The 18,871-nt window shown below is 60.7% G+C and carries 15 protein-coding genes and 4 tRNA genes; 6 read left to right on the top strand and 13 right to left on the bottom strand.

Annotation, left to right across the window (positions count from 1 at the left end):
• From AU074_RS33505 to gltX, 10 genes are all read right to left on the bottom strand, one after another.
• The coding region (locus tag AU074_RS33505; protein WP_143503612.1) for a hypothetical protein at positions 1-1,590 on the bottom strand (1,590 nt) is incomplete at its 3' end.
• 475 nt (positions 1,591-2,065) lie between these two features.
• Entirely contained in the window at positions 2,066-3,043 is a 978-nt protein-coding gene (locus tag AU074_RS19305; RefSeq protein ID WP_076016079.1) for a tRNA-dihydrouridine synthase, read from the bottom strand.
• Positions 3,044-3,083: 40 nt separating this feature from the next.
• Positions 3,084-3,533 (bottom strand): thioesterase family protein, encoded by a 450-nt coding sequence (locus AU074_RS19310; RefSeq protein WP_076016080.1) that lies wholly within the window; start codon positions 3,531-3,533, stop codon positions 3,084-3,086.
• Positions 3,534-3,583: 50 nt separating this feature from the next.
• Positions 3,584-4,417 (bottom strand): alpha/beta hydrolase, encoded by an 834-nt coding sequence (locus AU074_RS19315; RefSeq protein ID WP_076016081.1) that lies wholly within the window; start codon positions 4,415-4,417, stop codon positions 3,584-3,586.
• A 29-nt stretch (positions 4,418-4,446) separates the two neighbouring features.
• Entirely contained in the window at positions 4,447-4,986 is a 540-nt protein-coding gene (locus AU074_RS19320; RefSeq protein WP_076016082.1) for a TetR/AcrR family transcriptional regulator, read from the bottom strand.
• Between the two features lie 183 nt (positions 4,987-5,169).
• Positions 5,170-5,245 (bottom strand) — tRNA-Glu (locus tag AU074_RS19325).
• A gap of 80 nt (positions 5,246-5,325) precedes the next feature.
• Positions 5,326-5,401, bottom strand: a tRNA-Ala gene (locus tag AU074_RS19330).
• 50 nt (positions 5,402-5,451) lie between these two features.
• Positions 5,452-5,527 (bottom strand) — tRNA-Glu (locus AU074_RS19335).
• An 80-nt stretch (positions 5,528-5,607) separates the two neighbouring features.
• Positions 5,608-5,683 (bottom strand) — tRNA-Ala (locus tag AU074_RS19340).
• A 147-nt stretch (positions 5,684-5,830) separates the two neighbouring features.
• Complete coding sequence (gene gltX / locus AU074_RS19345; protein ID WP_076016083.1) at positions 5,831-7,312, bottom strand: glutamate--tRNA ligase; 1,482 nt, start codon at positions 7,310-7,312, stop codon at positions 5,831-5,833.
• 196 nt (positions 7,313-7,508) lie between these two features.
• Here gltX and AU074_RS19350 point away from each other — a divergent pair, with 196 nt between their 5' ends.
• Both AU074_RS19350 and AU074_RS19355 read left to right on the top strand, forming a co-directional pair.
• Complete coding sequence (locus tag AU074_RS19350; RefSeq protein WP_076016084.1) at positions 7,509-8,555, top strand: HlyD family secretion protein; 1,047 nt, start codon at positions 7,509-7,511, stop codon at positions 8,553-8,555.
• Positions 8,545-10,095, top strand: a complete 1,551-nt coding sequence (locus AU074_RS19355; RefSeq protein WP_076016085.1) for an MDR family MFS transporter — start codon at positions 8,545-8,547, stop codon at positions 10,093-10,095. The genes AU074_RS19350 and AU074_RS19355 overlap by 11 nt, the downstream gene beginning before the upstream one ends.
• 124 nt (positions 10,096-10,219) lie before the next feature.
• On the opposite strand, the gene uvrB is transcribed toward AU074_RS19355, so the two are convergent.
• Positions 10,220-12,235, bottom strand: coding sequence for an excinuclease ABC subunit UvrB (gene uvrB / locus AU074_RS19360; protein ID WP_076016086.1), 2,016 nt, complete (start codon positions 12,233-12,235; stop codon positions 10,220-10,222).
• 343 nt (positions 12,236-12,578) lie between these two features.
• On the opposite strand from uvrB, the gene AU074_RS19365 reads away from it, so the two are divergent.
• Both AU074_RS19365 and AU074_RS19370 read left to right on the top strand, forming a co-directional pair.
• Positions 12,579-13,775, top strand: coding sequence for an amino acid aminotransferase (locus AU074_RS19365; RefSeq protein ID WP_008438775.1), 1,197 nt, complete (start codon positions 12,579-12,581; stop codon positions 13,773-13,775).
• A 303-nt stretch (positions 13,776-14,078) separates the two neighbouring features.
• Positions 14,079-14,288: a hypothetical protein gene (locus tag AU074_RS19370; RefSeq protein WP_076016087.1), complete on the top strand. Its 210-nt coding sequence runs from the start codon at positions 14,079-14,081 to the stop codon at positions 14,286-14,288.
• Positions 14,289-15,018: 730 nt separating this feature from the next.
• Here AU074_RS19370 and AU074_RS19375 read toward each other — a convergent pair.
• Positions 15,019-15,894, bottom strand: coding sequence for a LysR family transcriptional regulator (locus AU074_RS19375; RefSeq protein WP_076016088.1), 876 nt, complete (start codon positions 15,892-15,894; stop codon positions 15,019-15,021).
• A gap of 104 nt (positions 15,895-15,998) precedes the next feature.
• On the opposite strand from AU074_RS19375, the gene AU074_RS19380 reads away from it, so the two are divergent.
• Positions 15,999-17,390 (top strand): aldehyde dehydrogenase family protein, encoded by a 1,392-nt coding sequence (locus tag AU074_RS19380; RefSeq protein WP_076016089.1) that lies wholly within the window; start codon positions 15,999-16,001, stop codon positions 17,388-17,390.
• A gap of 34 nt (positions 17,391-17,424) precedes the next feature.
• Here the strand turns inward: AU074_RS19380 and AU074_RS19385 are convergent, their stop codons facing one another.
• Positions 17,425-18,063 (bottom strand): TetR family transcriptional regulator, encoded by a 639-nt coding sequence (locus AU074_RS19385; protein WP_076016090.1) that lies wholly within the window; start codon positions 18,061-18,063, stop codon positions 17,425-17,427.
• A gap of 129 nt (positions 18,064-18,192) precedes the next feature.
• On the opposite strand from AU074_RS19385, the gene AU074_RS19390 reads away from it, so the two are divergent.
• A complete protein-coding gene (locus AU074_RS19390) occupies positions 18,193-18,849 on the top strand; it encodes an O-methyltransferase (RefSeq protein WP_076016091.1) in 657 nt (218 codons plus the stop codon).
• The last annotated feature ends 22 nt before the right edge of the window (positions 18,850-18,871 follow it).

The raw sequence follows: 18,871 nt of genomic DNA on the forward strand, positions 1-18,871 counted from the left end.
GTTGGGAACAACTGGTACCTGGTTATCAACACCTGGCGTTACTGGCCTGTTGGGAACAACTGGCGTTCGGTTATCAACACCTGGCGTTACTGGCCTGTTGGGAACAACTGGTACCTGGTTATCAACACCTGGCGTTACTGGCCTGTTGGGAACAACTGGTACCTGGTTATCAACACCTGGCGTTACTGGCCTGTTGGGAACAACTGGCGTCYGGTTATCAACACCTGGCGTTACTGGCCTGTTGGGAACAACTGGTACGTGGTTATCAACACCTGGCGTTACTGGCCTGTTAGGAACAACTGGCGCCTGATTATCAACACTTGGCGTTGCTGGCCTGTTAGGAACAACTGGCGCATGGTTATCAACACTTGGCGTTGCTGGCCTGTTAGGAACAACTGGAGTCTGGTTATCGACACCCGGGGTTACTGACGTGTTAGGAGTAATCGGTTTTTTGCCATCGACTCGCCGCGTCATTCGATCTTGCGACCCGGGTTGCACCTCGGGATGAGGGCAGGGACAGTTCATAACTTGAACGGTGACATTGGTAGTCACCCTATTGTCCGGGAATGCGTCCGGCCGGAAGCCAGGGTCGATCCTGTGTCGCGTTGATAACGCATTCGTTTCAGGCGCGACGTTAAGCGTCGGCGCCGGAACTGCTGGGTTGACACCCGGCTTGACGTTGGTTGCCGGGGTCGGCACCGCTGGATTGCTGTCCGCCTGAACCTTGGGCGCAAGGTCCTGAACCGCTGGCTTCACATCCGGCTTGACGTTAGTTGCCGGGGTCGGCACCGCTGGATTGCTGTCCGCCTGAACCTTGGGCGCAAGGTCCTGAACCGCTGGCTTCACATCCGGCTTGATGTTGGTTGCCGGGGTCGGCACCGCTGGACTGCTGTCCGCCTGAACCTTGGGCGCAAGGTCCTGAACCGCTGGTTTCACATCCGGCTTGATGTTGGTTGCCGGGGTCGGCACTGCTGGACTGCTGTCCGCCTGAACCTTGGGCGCAAGGTCCTGAACCGCTGGTTTCACATCCGGCTTGATGTTGGTTGCCGGGGTCGGCACCGCTGGATTGCTGTCCGCCTGAACCTTGGGCGCAAGGTCCTGAACCGCTGGTTTCACATCCGGCTTGATGTTGGTTGCCGGGGTCGGCACTGCTGGATTGCTGTCAGCCTTGACCTTAGCCAACGCATCGCCGCTCTGCTCGGATTTATTGGACTGCGGTGCTGCATCGGGCATCGGTCTGGGCAGGCCTCCCTGGCCCGACAGCATGTTGCGTATCGCCTTGAACGCAAACTCAAACATCTCGAACAACTTTTCAAGCGCGTCCTTGTTAAAGGTCACGGTGCCGTCTTTTGCAACAGCCGTACCGTTCTTCAGCAAGTTACTGACCGTACTTGCAGGGGAATCGCTGGCAGTATTAGGCACCGGCTTGGGCGTATCCGTCACCTGCGAGTGAAGATCATTATTTAAGCGCGGAAAGTTATTAACTGACAAATTGGACATTGATAAATCCTTATTAAGCGATACCCCAAACACCGTTACTGGCCTGGGGATCAATTGATCTGATGTTGAACTGAAAACAAACACGAGCAATGCACACTCCCTACTTTCGTGGGGGTTGCAGCCATCGAGTTCCGATAATCAGCCCTCACATAAGGACATCAAAATTAAAACCAGGACGTTATCCTATGGACACTCCAGAAAATGTCGTGTTCTTACTCGACTTCCGCCCCCAGAACCCGATACATTGAGCAATACTCAGCGCCATCGGCAAATCGATGAAATCAGTCACTCATACAATCAAACCAGACTTATGTTATCGGGCGCGCCCACATACCCAACTAAGCAATCCAATAAAATACATCAACCCCAACAGTAAAAACATGTAGCAAATACGCACCACCTAACACATATCAAGCAAATATAAGGCGGATAAAAAACAACAACACAAGATTAAAAACCTGCCGCGCGCCCGCGTACTCCGGCGATGAGACACTTTATCGCAAGCACAAAAAAGGGCGCCAACGGCGCCCTCTCATGCAAGCTTGAAATGCTTATATATATGAACTCAATCTTTCAGTGCCAACGCCTGCGCGCCAGAATCAGGTATTCCCAGTAATTGTCCGACCTGCTCCAGGTCCGTTTCCCGGCGCATCGCCGTGAACAACTCCACCGCCTCGGGGTAGTTGCGGGTCAGCATCGCCAACCATTGCTTCAAACGGCCAGGGGCCTGGCGCTCGGTCAGTTGCTCCACCGATTGCCTCCAGAACTCATGAAGCATCGGCTGCATCTGCGCCCAGGTCATCTCCACGACTTCTTCGCCAGCACGTGCGGCAGCAATCTGCCGGGCCAGGTCGGGACGGGCCACCAGGCCGCGGCCGAGCATGATGTCTTCCACGCCGCTGATTTCCCGGCAACGTCGCCAGTCTTCAACGCTCCAGATATCACCGTTGGCGAAAACCGGCACCTTCACCACCTCCTGCACACGCGGGATCCACTCCCAATGCGCGGGCGGCTTGTAGCCGTCAACCTTGGTGCGTGCGTGCACCACGATATGCGCCGCGCCGCCTTCGGCCAGGGCCGTGGCGCACACCAGGGCACCGTCCGGGCTGTCGAAGCCCAAGCGCATCTTGGCAGTGACCGGAATATGCGCCGGCACCGCACGCCGTACGTGCTCGACGATCTGGTTGAGCAGTTCCGGCTCCTTGAGCAGCACCGCCCCACCCCGTGACTTGTTGACGGTCTTGGCCGGGCAACCGAAGTTCAGGTCAACCACCTGGGAGCCCAGCTCGCACGCCAGGGCCGCGTTTTCCGCCAGGCACACCGGGTCTGAACCGAGTAACTGCACGCGCAGAGGCACGCCGGCAGCGGTCTTGGCACCGTGCAGCAACTCAGGGGCGAGTTTGTGGAAGTAGGCAGGCGTCAGCAGGCGGTCGTTGACCCGGATGAACTCGGTCACGCACCAATCAATACCGCCGACCCGGGTCAGCACGTCCCGCAGGATGTTGTCGACCAACCCCTCCATGGGCGCCAAAGCAATTTGCATGGAAAACACTCAACGAAAAACGTGGCGCAGTTTACGGGTTTCAGGCGCCGGAGGGTAATTCGCCTTGCAGCGCAGGGCCGTAACCTTCAAGAAATTCCGCCGGCATGCGCTTGGGCTTGCCGCTGGACAGTTCGATGCAGACAAAGGTGGTTTGCGCCCGCAGCAAGGTGGCGCCGTCACGCGGGCGTACCAGTTGGAAGCGTCGGGTCATTTTCAGGCGCTGGTCCCAGTCGACGATCCAGGTCGCCAACTGCAGCTCGTCGCCTTCGTAGCCGGCGGCGAGGTAATCAATCTCATGACGCACCACGGCCATGGCACGGTCCAGCCGGCGGTACTCGGTGAGGTCCAGCCCCAGGCGCTGGGAATGGCGCCAGGCACAACGCTCCAGCCAGGACACGTACACCGCGTTGTTGGCGTGCCCCAGGCCGTCGATGTCTTCGGCACCGACCTGAAGATCGATGATAAACGGCGTTGCCAAATCCCAGCCCATGCGGTGCTCCCGGTCGATTAATGTCGGCGGCGAGCAGTGTAACCCATGGCTCAGGCGGTTTGGCGCTCTGGCACGTGGCGGCCGGCCAGCAGCGCCAGGACGCCTTCGATCACGCGCGGATCTGCCAGCACCTTCTGGTGCCCGCCTTGCTCCAGGCGCAGCAGGCGGCTGTCGAACCAGGCGTCGTGGATGACCTGGCAGGCTTTGACCGAGACGAACGTGTCGTCTTCGGCATGCACGATCAGGCCCGGGATATTCATCTGATAATGAGCCACGTCGAGGTGCCTGAGAGGCATTCCCATGGTCAGTTCCACCTCTTGGATAAACGCCGAACGCGCACGGGCCGGTAAACCCACCATGCCGGCAAAACCACGCAGCACGTCGAGAAACCGCGAGGGTGCGGCGATGCTCACCAATGCCTCAGTGCGCAAACCCAACTGCACCGCGAGCATCGCGCTGGCGCCGCCCATGGAGTGGCCGACGACGGCATGCAGCGGTGGCAGCTCGGCAGCGGCTTCCAGCATGGCGCGAGCGAACAGCAGCACGTGGGCTTCGCGACCCGGCGAACGGCCATGAGCCGGACCATCCAGCGCAACCACCGAATAGCCCGCCGCAACCAATGCCGTGATCAGGCTGGCGAACTGCGTCGGGCGCCCTTCCCAGCCATGCATCAACAGCACCGCAGGGCCTTGGCCCCACTTCAGCGCCGACAGGCCGAAACGCAAGGTGATGCGCTCGGACTGCGCCAGCAACGGCAACTCCCAGTCACGGGGCGGCAGATCGCGAGGCGTCATAAACACCCGACGCATCTTGCTGGCAACGGTGTGCGGCGCCAGCCGGCCCAAGGTGCCATTGACGCCACGAACCCATTTCAACGTGCCCATCGCTTATCCCTCAGGCCAGAAGGCCGCTCTTAACGCACCGCGGACTTGGCCGCACGCAACACACGGTCCGACAACTCACCTGGGCCCAGGGCGCGGGCCAGCGACAGGCCGCCGATCATCAGTGCCATGTCGGCCAGGGCCTTGTCGGTTTCTTCGGGGCTGGCGGCCAGCTGTGCGGCCATCAGCTCGCAGTGTTCGTTCAGGGCCTGGCGAAACTCATCCGGCAAGCGGCTCATTTCGCCCACGGTGGCCGGGATCGGGCACGCTTGGGCGGTGGAGTCACGGTGCTTGCGCGACAGGTAGAACGCTGCCACCAGGGCGCGGCGCTCTTCACCGGTCAAGGTCGAATCCATGTCATCGATGGATGCACGACGCCGGGCCAACAACGCGGTGAAGGCCTCCAGCATCAACGCATCCTTGCTTTCAAAGTGCGCGTAGAAACCACCGACGGTGAGCCCCGCCGCGCCCATCACTTCGCCCACACTCGGCTCGGCCGGGCCACGCTGCACCAGGGCGGCGCCGGCAGCTTGCAGAATACGTTCGCGGGTTTGCGCTTTTTTATCGTTCATCGTTGCCTCCGAATCTCATGCTTCGAATATTATTACCATAATAATATTTCGCAAGCTACAGGCATGACCATTGGTCAGAAGAACATTTAGAGAAGAGGAAGGAGGATTGGCCAAACGCCAGACAAACAAAAGGGCCATTCAATAATTGAATGACCCTTAAAAATCCCGCAGAGCGGGTAATCGTGGCGTCCCCTAGGGGACTCGAACCCCTGTTACCGCCGTGAAAGGGCGGTGTCCTAGGCCACTAGACGAAGGGGACACAAACCTTCTATACAACTGATCAGCGCTGAGACCTGATCGAATTCAAGGACGGTGTGGCCAGACCTTGAACCTGTAAATTGGTGGAGCTAAACGGGATCGAACCGTTGACCTCTTGCATGCCATGCAAGCGCTCTCCCAGCTGAGCTATAGCCCCGGATTTTTCGCCTCGCGGCGCAGCAGACCTTTCGAACTGCTTGTTGAAACTGGCGTCCCCTAGGGGACTCGAACCCCTGTTACCGCCGTGAAAGGGCGGTGTCCTAGGCCACTAGACGAAGGGGACACAAACCTTCTAAACAACTGATCAGAGCTGAGACCTGATCGAACTCAAGGACGGTGTGGCCAGACCTTGAACCTGTAAATTGGTGGAGCTAAACGGGATCGAACCGTTGACCTCTTGCATGCCATGCAAGCGCTCTCCCAGCTGAGCTATAGCCCCTCGTCGGTGAGGACGGGGCGAATCTTAATGGCGTATTTGAAACGTGTCAAATTTATTTTCAACAATTTCCAAAATTTTTTGCCGAGATAACAATCACTTACCGAGCAAACCCCGGAAAACCGGGGTTTGACCGTTACAACAGCTTACTTAAGCGATAGCGCCCAGCAGCTTTTCCCATTCCTTGTTTTCTTTCTTCGACACACCACCAAGCAAATCAAGGGCTTGGCGCAGACGGAAACGGGTCAGGTCCGGGCCCAGAATTTCCATCGCATCGAGGACCGACACCGAACTGGCCTGCCCGGTGATCGCGGCAAACATCAGCGGCATGGCATCGCGCAGTTTCAATTCCAGGGATTCAACCACCGCCTGGATAGTCGCGGTGATCGCATCCTTCTCCCACTGGCGCAGGCTTTCGAGCTTCCACAGGATCAACTGCATCAACTGGCGAACCTGGTCACCCGAGAGTTTCTTCGACTCAAACAGCTTCACGTCCGGGTTCACGCCACCGGCAAAGAAGAAGCTCGCCAACGGTGCGACCTGGCTGAACGTCTCCACCCTGCCCTGCACCAGCGGCGCGATCCTCATCATGTACTCGGGGTTCAACGCCCATTGCTGCACGCGGCTGGCGAACTCTTCCACCGGCAGGTCACGCAGCCACTGGCCGTTGAGCCACGACAGTTTCTCGATGTCGAAGATCGGCCCGCCCAGGGACACGCGGGACAGGTCGAAGTTATCGACCATTTCCTGCAACGAGAACTTCTCGCGCTCGTCCGGCATCGACCAGCCCATGCGGCCCAAATAGTTGAGCATCGCCTCAGGCATAAAGCCCATGCGCTCGTAGAAGGTCACCGAAGTCGGGTTCTTGCGCTTGGACAGCTTGCTCTTGTCCGGGTTACGCAGCAGCGGCATGTAGCACAGCTGCGGTTGTTCCCAGCCGAAGTACTCGTAGAGCAGGATCAGTTTCGGCGCCGATGGCAGCCACTCTTCGCCACGCAGTACGTGGGTGATACCCATCAGGTGGTCATCGACCACGTTGGCCAGGAAGTACGTCGGCAGGCCGTCGGTCTTCATCAGCACTTGCATGTCCATGCGGTCCCACGGGATCTCGACGTCGCCGCGCAGCATGTCCGGCACCACACACACGCCTTCGCTCGGCACCTTCATGCGGATAACGTGCGGCTCGCCGGCGGCCAGGCGCTGGGCCACTTCTTCTTTCGACAGCAGCAGTGCGCGGCCGTCATAGCGCGGGGTTTCGCCACGGGCCTGTTGCTCGGCGCGCATCTGGTCCAGCTCTTCGGCGGTGCAGAAGCACGGGAAGGCGTGGCCCATGTCGACCAACTGCTGGGTGTACTTTTTGTAGATGTCGCTGCGCTCGCTCTGGCGATACGGGCCGTGAGGGCCGCCGACATCCGGGCCTTCAGCCCAGGTAATGCCCAACCAGCGCAGGGCATCGAAAATCTGCTGTTCCGACTCACGGGTGGAACGCAGTTGATCGGTGTCTTCGATCCGCAGGATGAATTCACCGCCGTGCTGCTTGGCAAAGCAGTAGTTGAACAAGGCGATGTAAGCAGTACCTACGTGGGGATCCCCAGTAGGCGATGGCGCGATGCGCGTGCGGACGGTGGTCATGGCGGGTCTCGAATTGGCGATAAAACTGAAAATGAAACAAGGGGCGAATGGTAACAGCCCCAAGCCCTTGGGCTCCAGCGTGGGGAGGCGAACAAAGGGCATATGAGACAAGCTCCGGTCTCAAGACTCGACATGGCTATTTGCCAGACGGTTCGCTGGCTATATTCCATTACCTTTTGTTACCGACATGATCGCCATGCCCGCCCCGCTCAAACGCCGCCTGTTTATCTTCCTGTTTATCGTGGTCCTGATTGCCGCGGGTTTTTTCGCCCAGTGGTTTTTCAAGGGCCGCTTTTATGAAAGCACCGACAACGCCTACGTCCAGGGCGAGATCACCCGCGTCTCCAGCCAGCTTGGCGCGCGCATCGTCGAGGTGCTGGCGGGCGACAACGAACACGTGGAAAAAGGCCAACTGTTGGTCAAGCTCGAAGGCGACGACTTCCACCTCGCCGTCGACCGCGCCAACGCCGCCCTGGCCATGCGCGAAGCCGAGCGCGTGCAGGCCCAGAGCAAACTCACCCAGCAAGCCAGCCTGATCGCCGCCGGTGCAGCCAAGGTTTCTTCCAGCCAGGCCACCCTCGGCCGCTCGCAGATCGACCTGAACCGTGCACAAACCCTGCGCAAGCCCGGTTATGTCTCCGAAGAACGCGTCACCACCCTCGACGCCGACAACCACATCGCCCGCTCCCAGGTGACCATGGCCCAGGCCGACCTGCAGGGCCAGCGCCAGCAAGTCAACGCCCTGAACGCCGAGATCAAGCGCCTCGACGCGATGATCGCCAACGCCAAGACCGACCTGGCCCAGGCCGAACTGAACCTGACCCGCAGCGAAATCCACGCGCCCATCAGCGGCCTGATCGGCCAGCGTGCCGCGCGCAACGGCCAATATGTGCAGGCCGGCGCCTACCTGCTGTCGATCGTCCCGGACCGGGACATTTGGGTGCAGGCCAACTTCAAGGAAACCCAGATCGGCCACATGCAGCCCGGGCAAAAGGCCGAGCTGACGTTCGACGCCTACAGCGATACCCCAATCGAAGGCCGTGTCGCCAACCTGTTCGGCGCCTCCGGCGCGCAGTTCAGCCTGCTGCCGCCGGACAATGCCACAGGCAACTTCACCAAAGTCGTACAACGGATTCCGGTCAAACTGACCTTCGCCGCCGACAACCCGCTACAGGGCAAAATCCGCCCGGGCATGTCGGTGACGGTCAAAGTGAATATCAAAGACCCGCAAGATGGCCGGTGATCAACTGCTGGCCCCGATCGGAGAACCGACCCGGCGCGACTGGATCGCGGTCATGAGCGTGATGCTCGGCGCCTTCATGGCAGTGCTCGACATCCAGATCACCAACTCGTCCCTCAAGGACATTCAGGGCGCACTGTCGGCCACCCTTGAAGAAGGCTCGTGGATTTCCACCTCCTACCTTGTGGCCGAAATCATCATGATCCCCCTCACCGCCTGGCTGGTGCAGCTGTTGTCGGCGCGCCGCCTGGCGGTGTGGGTTTCCGGCGGGTTCCTGATCGCCTCGCTGATGTGTTCCATGGCCTGGAGCCTGGAAAGCATGATCGTGTTCCGCGCCTTGCAGGGTTTTACCGGCGGCGCGCTGATCCCGCTGGCGTTCACCCTCACCCTGATCAAGTTGCCCGAGCATCACCGCGCCAAAGGCATGGCGATGTTCGCCATGACCGCCACCTTCGCCCCGTCCATCGGCCCGACCATTGGCGGCTGGCTCACGGAGAACTGGGGCTGGGAATACATTTTCTACATCAACATCCCGCCGGGCCTGATCATGATCGCCGGGTTGCTGTACGGCCTGGAGAAAAAGGATTCCAACTGGGACCTGCTCAAAAGCACCGACTACCTCGGCATCGTCACCATGGCCGTGGGCCTTGGGTGTTTGCAGGTGTTTCTTGAGGAAGGCCATCGCAAGGACTGGCTGGAATCCAGCCTGATTGTCAGCCTGGGCACCGTCGCCCTGCTGAGCCTGATCACCTTTGTGATCGTGCAGATGTCCAAGCCCAACCCGCTGATCAACCTGCGCATCCTCGGCAATCGCAATTTCGGGCTGTCGAGCATCTCCAGCCTGGGGATGGGCGTGGGGCTGTATGGGTCGATTTATCTGTTGCCGCTGTACCTGGCGCAGATCCAGAACTACAACGCCCTGCAAATCGGCGAAGTGATCATGTGGATGGGCGTTCCGCAGCTGTTCCTGATTCCGCTGGTGCCCAAGCTGATGAAATACGTGTCGCCCAAATGGCTGTGCACGCTGGGGTTCGGGCTGTTTGGATTGGCGAGCTTTTCATCGGGAGTGCTGAACCCGGACTTCGCCGGCGACCAGTTCAACCGAATCCAGATCATCCGCGCGCTGGGGCAGCCGCTGATCATGGTGACGATTTCGTTGATTGCCACGGCGTACATCATGCCGAAGGACGCGGGGTCGGCGTCGAGCCTGTTCAATATTTTGCGAAACCTGGGTGGGGCGATCGGGATTGCGTTGCTGGCGACGCTGCTGGATGCGCGCACCAAGACCTACTTTGATTACCTGCGCGAGGCGATTGTGCCGACCAATCCGCAGGTGGCGGAGCGGATGGCCAGGCTGACGGAGACGTTTGGCAGCGAGACGGCGGCGTTGGGCAAGTTGAGTGAGATTGCCCATCAACAAGCGCAGATCATGGCCTACAACGATGCGTTTCACTTTGTGGGGTTGGCGTTGGGGATCAGTATGGTGGCGATCTTGTTGACCAAGGCGTTGCCGGCGGGGCTTAAGGCTGGGGAAGCCCACTGAAATAACCTGTGGCGAGGGAGCTTGCTCCCGCTGGGCTGCGAAGCGGCCCCAAAATCCTGGGAGCGCTTCGCACTGGAGCGCCAGCCCGGTCCAGCGGGAGCAAGCTCCCTCGCCACAACGATCATCACACTGCCAGCAACCGCTCCCGCAACTTACCAATCTCATCGCGCATCTGCGCCGCCGCTTCAAACTCCAGATCCCGCGCCAACTGGTACATCTTCTCTTCCAGCTGACGAATACGCTTGGTGATCTCGCTCGGCGAACGCAATTCTGCTTCGTACTTGGCATTCTCCTCCGCAGCCTTGGCCATGCCCTTGCGCTTCTTGCTGCGCGAGCCCGGCACGGTCGCACCTTCCATGATGTCGGCCACATCCTTGAACACGCCCTTCGGCGTGATCCCATGTTCCAGGTTGTAGGCAATCTGCTTGTCGCGACGCCGCTCGGTCTCGCCAATCGCGCGCTCCATGGAGCCGGTAATCCGGTCCGCATACAGAATCGCCCGGCCATTCAGGTTCCGCGCCGCTCGGCCAATCGTTTGAATCAACGAACGCTCGGACCGCAGGAAGCCTTCCTTGTCAGCATCCAGAATCGCCACCAGGGACACTTCCGGCATGTCCAGACCTTCACGCAGCAGGTTGATCCCCACCAGCACATCGAACGCACCCAGGCGCAGGTCGCGGATGATTTCCACGCGCTCAACGGTGTCGATGTCCGAGTGCAAATAACGCACGCGCACGCCGTGGTCGGCCAGGTAATCGGTCAAGTCTTCGGACATACGCTTGGTCAGCGTAGTGACCAGCACCCGCTCTTCCAGCGCCACGCGTTTGCCGATCTCCGACAGCAGGTCGTCGACCTGAGTCAGCGCCGGGCGGATTTCGATTTGCGGGTCCACCAGGCCGGTTGGGCGCACCAGTTGCTCAACCACACGCCCCGCATGTTCGGCCTCGTAGTTACCCGGCGTGGCCGAGACAAAAATCGTCTGCGGGCTGATGCCTTCGAACTCGTCGAAACGCATTGGCCGGTTATCCAGCGCCGACGGCAGGCGGAAGCCGTATTCCACCAAGGTTTCTTTACGCGAACGGTCACCTTTGTACATCGCGCCCACCTGCGGCACGCTGACGTGGGACTCGTCGATCACCAGCAAGGCGTCGTCCGGCAAGTAATCAAACAGGGTTGGCGGCGCCTGCCCGGATTCGCGGCCCGAAAGGTAGCGCGAGTAGTTTTCGATGCCGTTGCAGTAACCCAGTTCGAGGATCATCTCCAGGTCGAAGCGGGTGCGCTGTTCCAGGCGCTGGGCTTCCACCAGCTTGTTGTTGGAACGCAGGTATTCCAGGCGCTCCACCAGTTCGCCCTTGATGCCCTCGATGGCGCCCATCAGGGTTTCGCGCGGGGTCACGTAGTGGCTTTTCGGGTAGAAGGTGAAGCGCGGCAGCTTGCGGATCACCTCGCCGGTCAACGGGTCGAAGGCCGACAGGCTCTCGACTTCATCGTCGAACAGCTCGATGCGGATCGCTTCCAGATCGGATTCCGCCGGGTAGATGTCGATCACATCGCCACGCACGCGGAAACTCGCTCGGGCGAAGTCCATGTCGTTGCGGGTGTATTGCAGGCTCGTCAGGCGCCGCAGCAGTTCGCGCTGGTCGAGTTTGTCGCCGCGGTCGACGTGCAGCACCATCTTCAAATAGGTTTCCGGGCTGCCCAGGCCGTAGATGCACGACACCGTGGTGACGATGATCGCGTCCTTGCGCTCCAGCAGCGCCTTGGTCGCCGAGAGCCGCATCTGCTCGATGTGGTCGTTGATCGAGGCGTCTTTCTCGATAAAGGTGTCGGACGACGGTACGTAGGCTTCCGGCTGGTAGTAGTCGTAGTAGGAAACGAAGTACTCCACCGCATTGTTCGGGAAGAACGCCTTGAACTCGCCATACAACTGCGCGGCCAGGGTCTTGTTCGGCGCCAGCACCAGGGTCGGCCGGTTCACCTGGGCGATCACGTTGGCGATGCTGAAGGTCTTGCCGGAGCCGGTCACCCCGAGCAAGGTCTGGTGCGCCAGGCCGGCTTCGATGCCCTCGACCATCAGGCGGATGGCTTCCGGTTGATCGCCGGCAGGCTCGAAGCGGGTGACTAGCTGGAAATCCGACATAACGTACCTCTTGAGTCACCCCGGGGCCGGAAAAAGCAGCGGGGACGAAAAAGACCGCGACCCGCGACTGTTCGGCGCAGGTTGCAGGAAAAAACCATGATAGCTGTAGAAGTGGAGGCAAATGTCACGGGTTTCAAGGCAAACGTCCTACATGCCATTGCCGATCAACGTTGCAATAAGACTAACGGTCGGTAAATAAACCGAAAAACTTGGCCGAAAAGCCGTTTCGGCTGTCGCCGTGAGCAGTGATGGCCTCTATACTAGCTCCCCGTTTGTGCACCGCTCTAGTGCATTCGGCTGGAGCGCGACACGTCCCTCCACTCTCTATAGAGCTGCCGCAAAAATGAGCCTGTTCTCCGCTGTCGAAATGGCACCACGCGATCCAATCCTGGGCCTCAACGAAGCATTCAACGCCGATACCCGAACCACCAAGGTGAACCTTGGCGTGGGCGTTTACTGCAACGAGGAGGGGAAGATTCCACTCTTGCGTGCCGTTGCCGAAGCGGAAGCCATTCGAGTGGCGCAACACGCCGCCCGTGGCTACTTGCCGATCGACGGTATTGTCGCCTACGACCAGGCCGTGCAAAAGCTGCTGTTCGGCGCGCAATCGCCACTGATCAGCTCCGGCCGCGTCATCACCGCCCAAGCGGTCGGCGGCACCGGCGCCCTGAAAATCGGCGCAGACTTCCTCAAGCAACTGTTGCCCAACGCCGTCGTCGCCATCAGCGACCCGAGCTGGGAAAACCACCAGGCGCTGTTCGAAAAAGCCGGCTTCCCGGTACAGACCTATCGCTACTACGACGCCGCCACCCACGACGTCAACCGCGCCGGCCTGCTGGAAGACCTCAACGCCCTGCCGCCACAGTCCATCGTCGTGCTGCACGCCTGCTGCCACAACCCGACCGGCGTCGACCTGAGCCCGGCCGACTGGCAACAAGTGCTGGACGTGGTCAAGGCGAAAAACCTCGTACCGTTCCTCGACATGGCCTACCAGGGCTTTGGCGACGGCATCGACGAAGACGCCGCTGCGGTGCGCCTGTTCGCCGAGTCGGGCCTGACCTTCTTTGTGTCCAGCTCGTTCTCCAAGTCGTTCTCGCTGTACGGCGAGCGCGTGGGCGCCCTGTCCATCGTTACCGACTCCAAAGAAGAAAGCGCGCGCATCCTGTCCCAGGTCAAGCGCGTGATCCGCACCAACTACTCCAACCCGCCGACCCACGGCGCGGCGATCGTTGCAGCGGTGCTGAACAACCCTGAGCTGCGCGCCCAGTGGGAGGCCGAACTGGCCGAAATGCGCCTGCGCATTCGCGGCATGCGCGAGCAGATGGTGGCCGACCTGGCCAAGGCGGCTCCGGGCCACGACTTCAGCTTCGTCGGTCGCCAGCGCGGGATGTTCTCCTACTCCGGCCTGAGCGTTGAGCAAGTGACGCGCCTGCGCAACGAGTTTGGCATCTACGCATTGGATACCGGTCGTATCTGTGTGGCGGCGTTGAACCAGAAGAACATTGATGCAGTGACCAAGGCCATCGTTCAGGTGCTGTAAGCCTGTTGTGATGCGAAAAAGGGGAAGCCAGTGGCTTCCCCTTTTTCATTCTGCGCGCGCTCAACGTGGCGAGGGAGCTTGCTCCCGCTGGGCTGCGAAGCGGCCCTAAAACCTGCCACCCTGAACTTTCTGAATGAGTGCGGTGCCTGAATGGGGGCCGCTTCGCGCCCCAGSGGGAGCAAGCTCCCTCGCCACAGGATGGGTGGCTTGCTTAAGAAGTGGGGCATTGCCCTGAAAAATTCGCTGCTTTCGGTCCGCTACCCCTAGACTGACAGCAAGACAGTCCCTTCCCTTGAGTAGCCTATGAGAAACGACGACCTGGACCTGCGTGCCGACCGCGACGAACTGGACCACTTCACCCCGCGCCCGCCCCCCGTCAAGCGCCAGAAAAGCCTGGTACTGCAAATCGCCCTCGGCGTATTCCTCGGCGGTTTGGCCCTGTGGCTGGTGCAACTGGGCGCCGGCGCGCTGATGGCCAAACTGGCCATGGGCACCCTGCAATTTGGCGGCTGACCAAGACCAAATGTGGGAGCCGTCGAGCTTCAGCGAGGCCGCGATAGCGGTGGGTCAGGCACCATCAATATCGACTGTGCCGACGTCATCGCAGCCTCGCTAAAGCTCGACAGCTCCCACAGGGGACCTGTGTGACTGATGCAACTGGGTACCGGCGCCCTGATCGCTAAATTGGCCATGGGGCACCCTACAATTTGGCGGCCGACCAAGGCCAAATGTGGGAGCCGTCGAGCCTTAGCGAGGCCGCGATAGCGGTGGGTCAGGCACCATCAATATCGACTGTGCCGACCTCATCGCAGCCTCGCTAAAGCTCGACAGCTCCCACAGGGGACCTGTGTGACTGATGCAACTGGGTACCGGCGCCCTGATCGCTAAATTGGCCATGGGGCACCCTACAATTTGGCGGCCGACCAAGGCCAAATGTGGGAGCCGTCGAGCCTTAGCGAGGCCGCGATAGCGGTGGGTCAGGCACCATCAATATCGCCTGTGCCGACCTCATCGCAGCCTCGCTAAAGCTCGACAGCTCCCACAGAAAACCTGTGTGACTGATGCAACCGGGCGCTGGCGCCCTGATCGCCAAACTGGCCATGGGCACCCTGCAATTTGGCGACTGACAAAGACCAAATGTGGGAGCCGTCGAGCTTTAGCGAGGCCGCGATTGCGGTGGGTCAGGCACCCTCAATATCGCCTGTGCCGACCTCATCGCAGCCTCCCTAACGCTCGACAGCTGCTACGGTGTTAGGGCCAGGCCGCGCTCTTCCAGCAACCGCACAAAGCTGTTCAAACTCTGTGACACCGTACCCCGGCGCCAGATCAGCCAGGTATTCAAAATCCGGAACGTATCAGCCAACGGCCACACACTCACCGTCTTAAACCCCGGCATGCTCTCCAGCATGCTCCGCGGCATCAACGCCAACCCCGCGCCAGCGCTCACGCACGCCAGCATTCCGTGATAAGACTCCATCTCGAAGATCTTCCCCGGCACCGCACCATCCTGTGAAAACCAGCGCTCAAAGTGGTGCCGGTACGAACAGTTCGAGCGAAACGTGTAGATGCTCTCCCCGCTCACATCCTGCCCCCGGGTGATCGGCGCGTGGTGCAGCGGCGCGATCACCACCATTTCCTCCTCAAACACCGCCACGCCTTCCAGCGTCGCGTGCAGCACCGGCCCATCGACAAACGCCGCCGCCAGCCGCCCCGACAACACGCCCTCGATCATCGTCCCGGACGGCCCGGTGGTCAGGTCCAGCTCAACCTTGGCGTGCTTCTGGTTATACGCCGCCAGCAATGCCGGGATGCGCACCGCCGCCGTGCTCTCCAGCGAACCCAGGGCAAACGCACCCTGAGGCTCCTCCCCCGCCACCGTCGCCCGGGCTTCCTGCACCAGGTCGAGAATCCGCCGGGCATACCCGAGGAAATTCCACCCGGCTGGCGACAACCGCAATCGGCTCTTCTCGCGAATAAACAAATCCACGCCCAGATCCTGCTCCAACTGCTTGATCCGCGTGGTCAGGTTCGACGGCACCCGATGGATCAACTGCGCGGCGGCGCTGATGCTGCCTTGCTCGGCAACGGCTTTGAAAATTTCCAGCTGGACCAGATCCAAGTCATTCTCCAAACGTGAACATATTGCTTAATATTATTCAGTTTCCGAAAAAGATACAGCCCCGTACGCTGGCGTCCATCCCATTCACTGCGCAGGACGGTGCCATGAACTCCATTTCCTCCCAGACCCACGCCTTGTCGATCAACCCCGCCAACGGTGAAACGGTCGCCAGCTACCCGTACGAAACCGAGGCGCAGTTGGACGCCGCCCTCACCCGCTCGATCAACGCCTTCCGCAACGGCCGCACTACCCCCGTCGCCCAGCGCGCCGAGTTGCTGCTGGCCCTGGCCAGCACCCTGCGGGACCAGGCCGAAGAAATGGCCCAGATGATCACCCTGGAAATGGGCAAACCCATCGCCCAGGCCAGTGGCGAAATCGAGAAATGCGCCCAACTCGCCGAGTGGTACGCCGCCCACGGCCCGGCCATGCTCGCCCCGGAAGCCACCCTGGTGGACAACGGCACCGCGCAAATCGAATACCGCCCATTGGGCCCGATCCTCGCCGTGATGCCGTGGAACTTCCCGGTGTGGCAAGTGCTGCGCGGCGCCGTGCCGACCATGCTCAGCGGCAACACCTACGTGCTCAAACACGCGCCTAACGTGATGGGCAGCGCGTACCTGATGAAACAGGCCTTCCAGCGCGCAGGCTTCGCCGATGGCCTGTTCGAAGTGATCAACGTCACCCCCGACGGCGTGTCCAAAGCCATCGCCGACCCACGCATCGCCGCCGTCACCCTCACCGGTAGCGTGCGTGCCGGCATGGCCATCGGCTCCCAGGCCGGTGCCGCGCTGAAGAAATGTGTACTGGAACTGGGCGGCTCCGACCCGTTCATCGTGCTCAACGACGCCAACCTCGACGAAGCCGTGCAAGCCGCCCTGATCGGCCGCTTCCAGAACTCCGGCCAGGTGTGCGCCGCCGCCAAGCGCCTGATCATCGAAGAAGGTGTAGTTGAAGCCTTCACCGCCAAATTCCTCGAAGCCAGCCGTAAGCTGGTGATGGGCGACCCGACCGCCACCGAGACCTACATCGGCCCGATGGCCCGCTTCGACCTGCGGGATGAACTCGACGGCCAGGTCCAGGCCACCCTGGCCGAAGGCGCCACCTTGCTGCTGGGCGGCCATAAAGTCGAAGGCGCAGGCAACTTCTACGCACCCACCGTGCTGGCCAACGTCACCGACCAGATGACCTCGTTCAAACAGGAACTGTTCGGGCCGGTCGCCTCCATCATCACCGCCCGGGATGCCGACCACGCCGTGGCCCTGGCCAACGACAGTGAATTCGGCCTGACCGCCAGCGTGTTCACCACCGACCCGGAAAAGGCACGCCACATCGCCAACCAGCTGGAAACCGGCGGGATCTTCATCAACGCCTACAGCGTGTCCGACCCTCGAGTCTCGTTTGGGGGTGTGAAGAAGAGTGGATTCGGGCGGGAGTTGTCGCACTTCGGTGTGCGAGAATTCTGCAATGCGCAGACGGTGTGGCTGAACCGCCGTTAAGGTAACCGCTTCAAACGATGGCCCGCTGTGCGGGTCATCGTGCTGCCTGGTTAAGCACCGTCACATACGCACCGAACATATCCGCCATCGCGTCCGCGTAGGCAGTAATTTGCGCCTCGGTGCGCGGGCTTCCCGAGAATTCCTTGCCCACCGAACTGAAGGTGGTGACGATCAAGTCGCACGCCAGGTCGCGGGTCGCCTCAGGAACTTGCGGCAGCAGTTCAAGCATGAACGTCTGAAAGATCTGTTGCCCTCCCGCCCGAACCTCATGGGCTTCGGGCGCATCTCGATAAAGCGGTGCCGCGTCGCTCAAGGCGACCCGCATCTGCGCCTCCTCACACTCCGACCGAATAAATGCATGCACCAGCGTGCGCAGCCGCTCAAGAGGCGGTTGGCTCACGTCCTCCAGAATCCGGCTGAGCATTTGCGAGGTTTGCTGCCATTCGTCGGTCTGCAACCGGAACAGGATCGCCGCCTTGTTAGGAAAGTATTGGTACACCGAGCCCACGCTCACGCCCGCCTTCTCCGCAACCCGGGCGGTGGTGAAACGGCTGGCGCCTTCCTTGGCCAAAACCTGAATAGCCGCTTCCAGAATGGCCGACACCAACTCGGTGGATCGAGCCTGTTTGGGCTCTTTGCGTGAGGAAATCTGCGAGGTCTGGCGATCGGTCATGGGGCGTGCCTGCGGCGGTTCGAATGCGAATAGCGAATGTGACGAATTGTTCGCATAATTTAAATGCGATGAATCATTCGCATACTAGCCCGGCGCCTCACGGCGCTCAACCAGCAACAGGACATCCCCATGAATACGCTTACCTCGGCCCCGATGGCGGCTCTGATTGAACGGCTGTACACACAAGCCAATGCCGCCACCAGCCCCGTCCTCAACACCGTGACGCCTGAAGAACGCGACCGCCTGATGCGCAGCAAAACCGACTACCTGGAACTCTACGGGATGCTGAAAGACCTGTGGCTGCCCGTCTCCCGCGACACCGGCACCCTGCTCTACATGCTGGCCCGCAGCGCAAAAGCGCGGGCCATTGTCGAGTTCGGCACCTCGTTCGGCCTGTCCACCCTGCACCTGGCGGCCGCCCTGCGGGACAACGGCGGCGGCGCGCTGATCAGCAGCGAGTTCGAGCCCTCGAAGATCGCCCTCGCGCGGCAACACCTGGAGCAAGGCGGCGTGAGCGACCTCGTGGAGATCCGCCAAGGTGATGCCCTGGTCACCCTGGCCAGCGGCCTGCCCGACACCATCGACCTGCTGCTGCTCGACGGCGCCAAAGCCTTGTATGGCGATGTACTGAACCTGGTGGAAAGCCGCCTCAAGCCCGGCGCGTTGATCATCGCCGACAACACCAACTACTGCCCCGACTACCTGGCCCGGGTGCGCTCTCCGGCAAATGGCTACCTGTCGGTGCCGATCGGCGATGACGTCGAGCTGTCAGTTCGCCTCGGCTAATACCCCTCATTGGAGGATTCGA

The sequence above is a fragment of the Pseudomonas sp. ATCC PTA-122608 genome (genome assembly GCF_001952855.1).
Taxonomy (GTDB): domain Bacteria; phylum Pseudomonadota; class Gammaproteobacteria; order Pseudomonadales; family Pseudomonadaceae; genus Aquipseudomonas.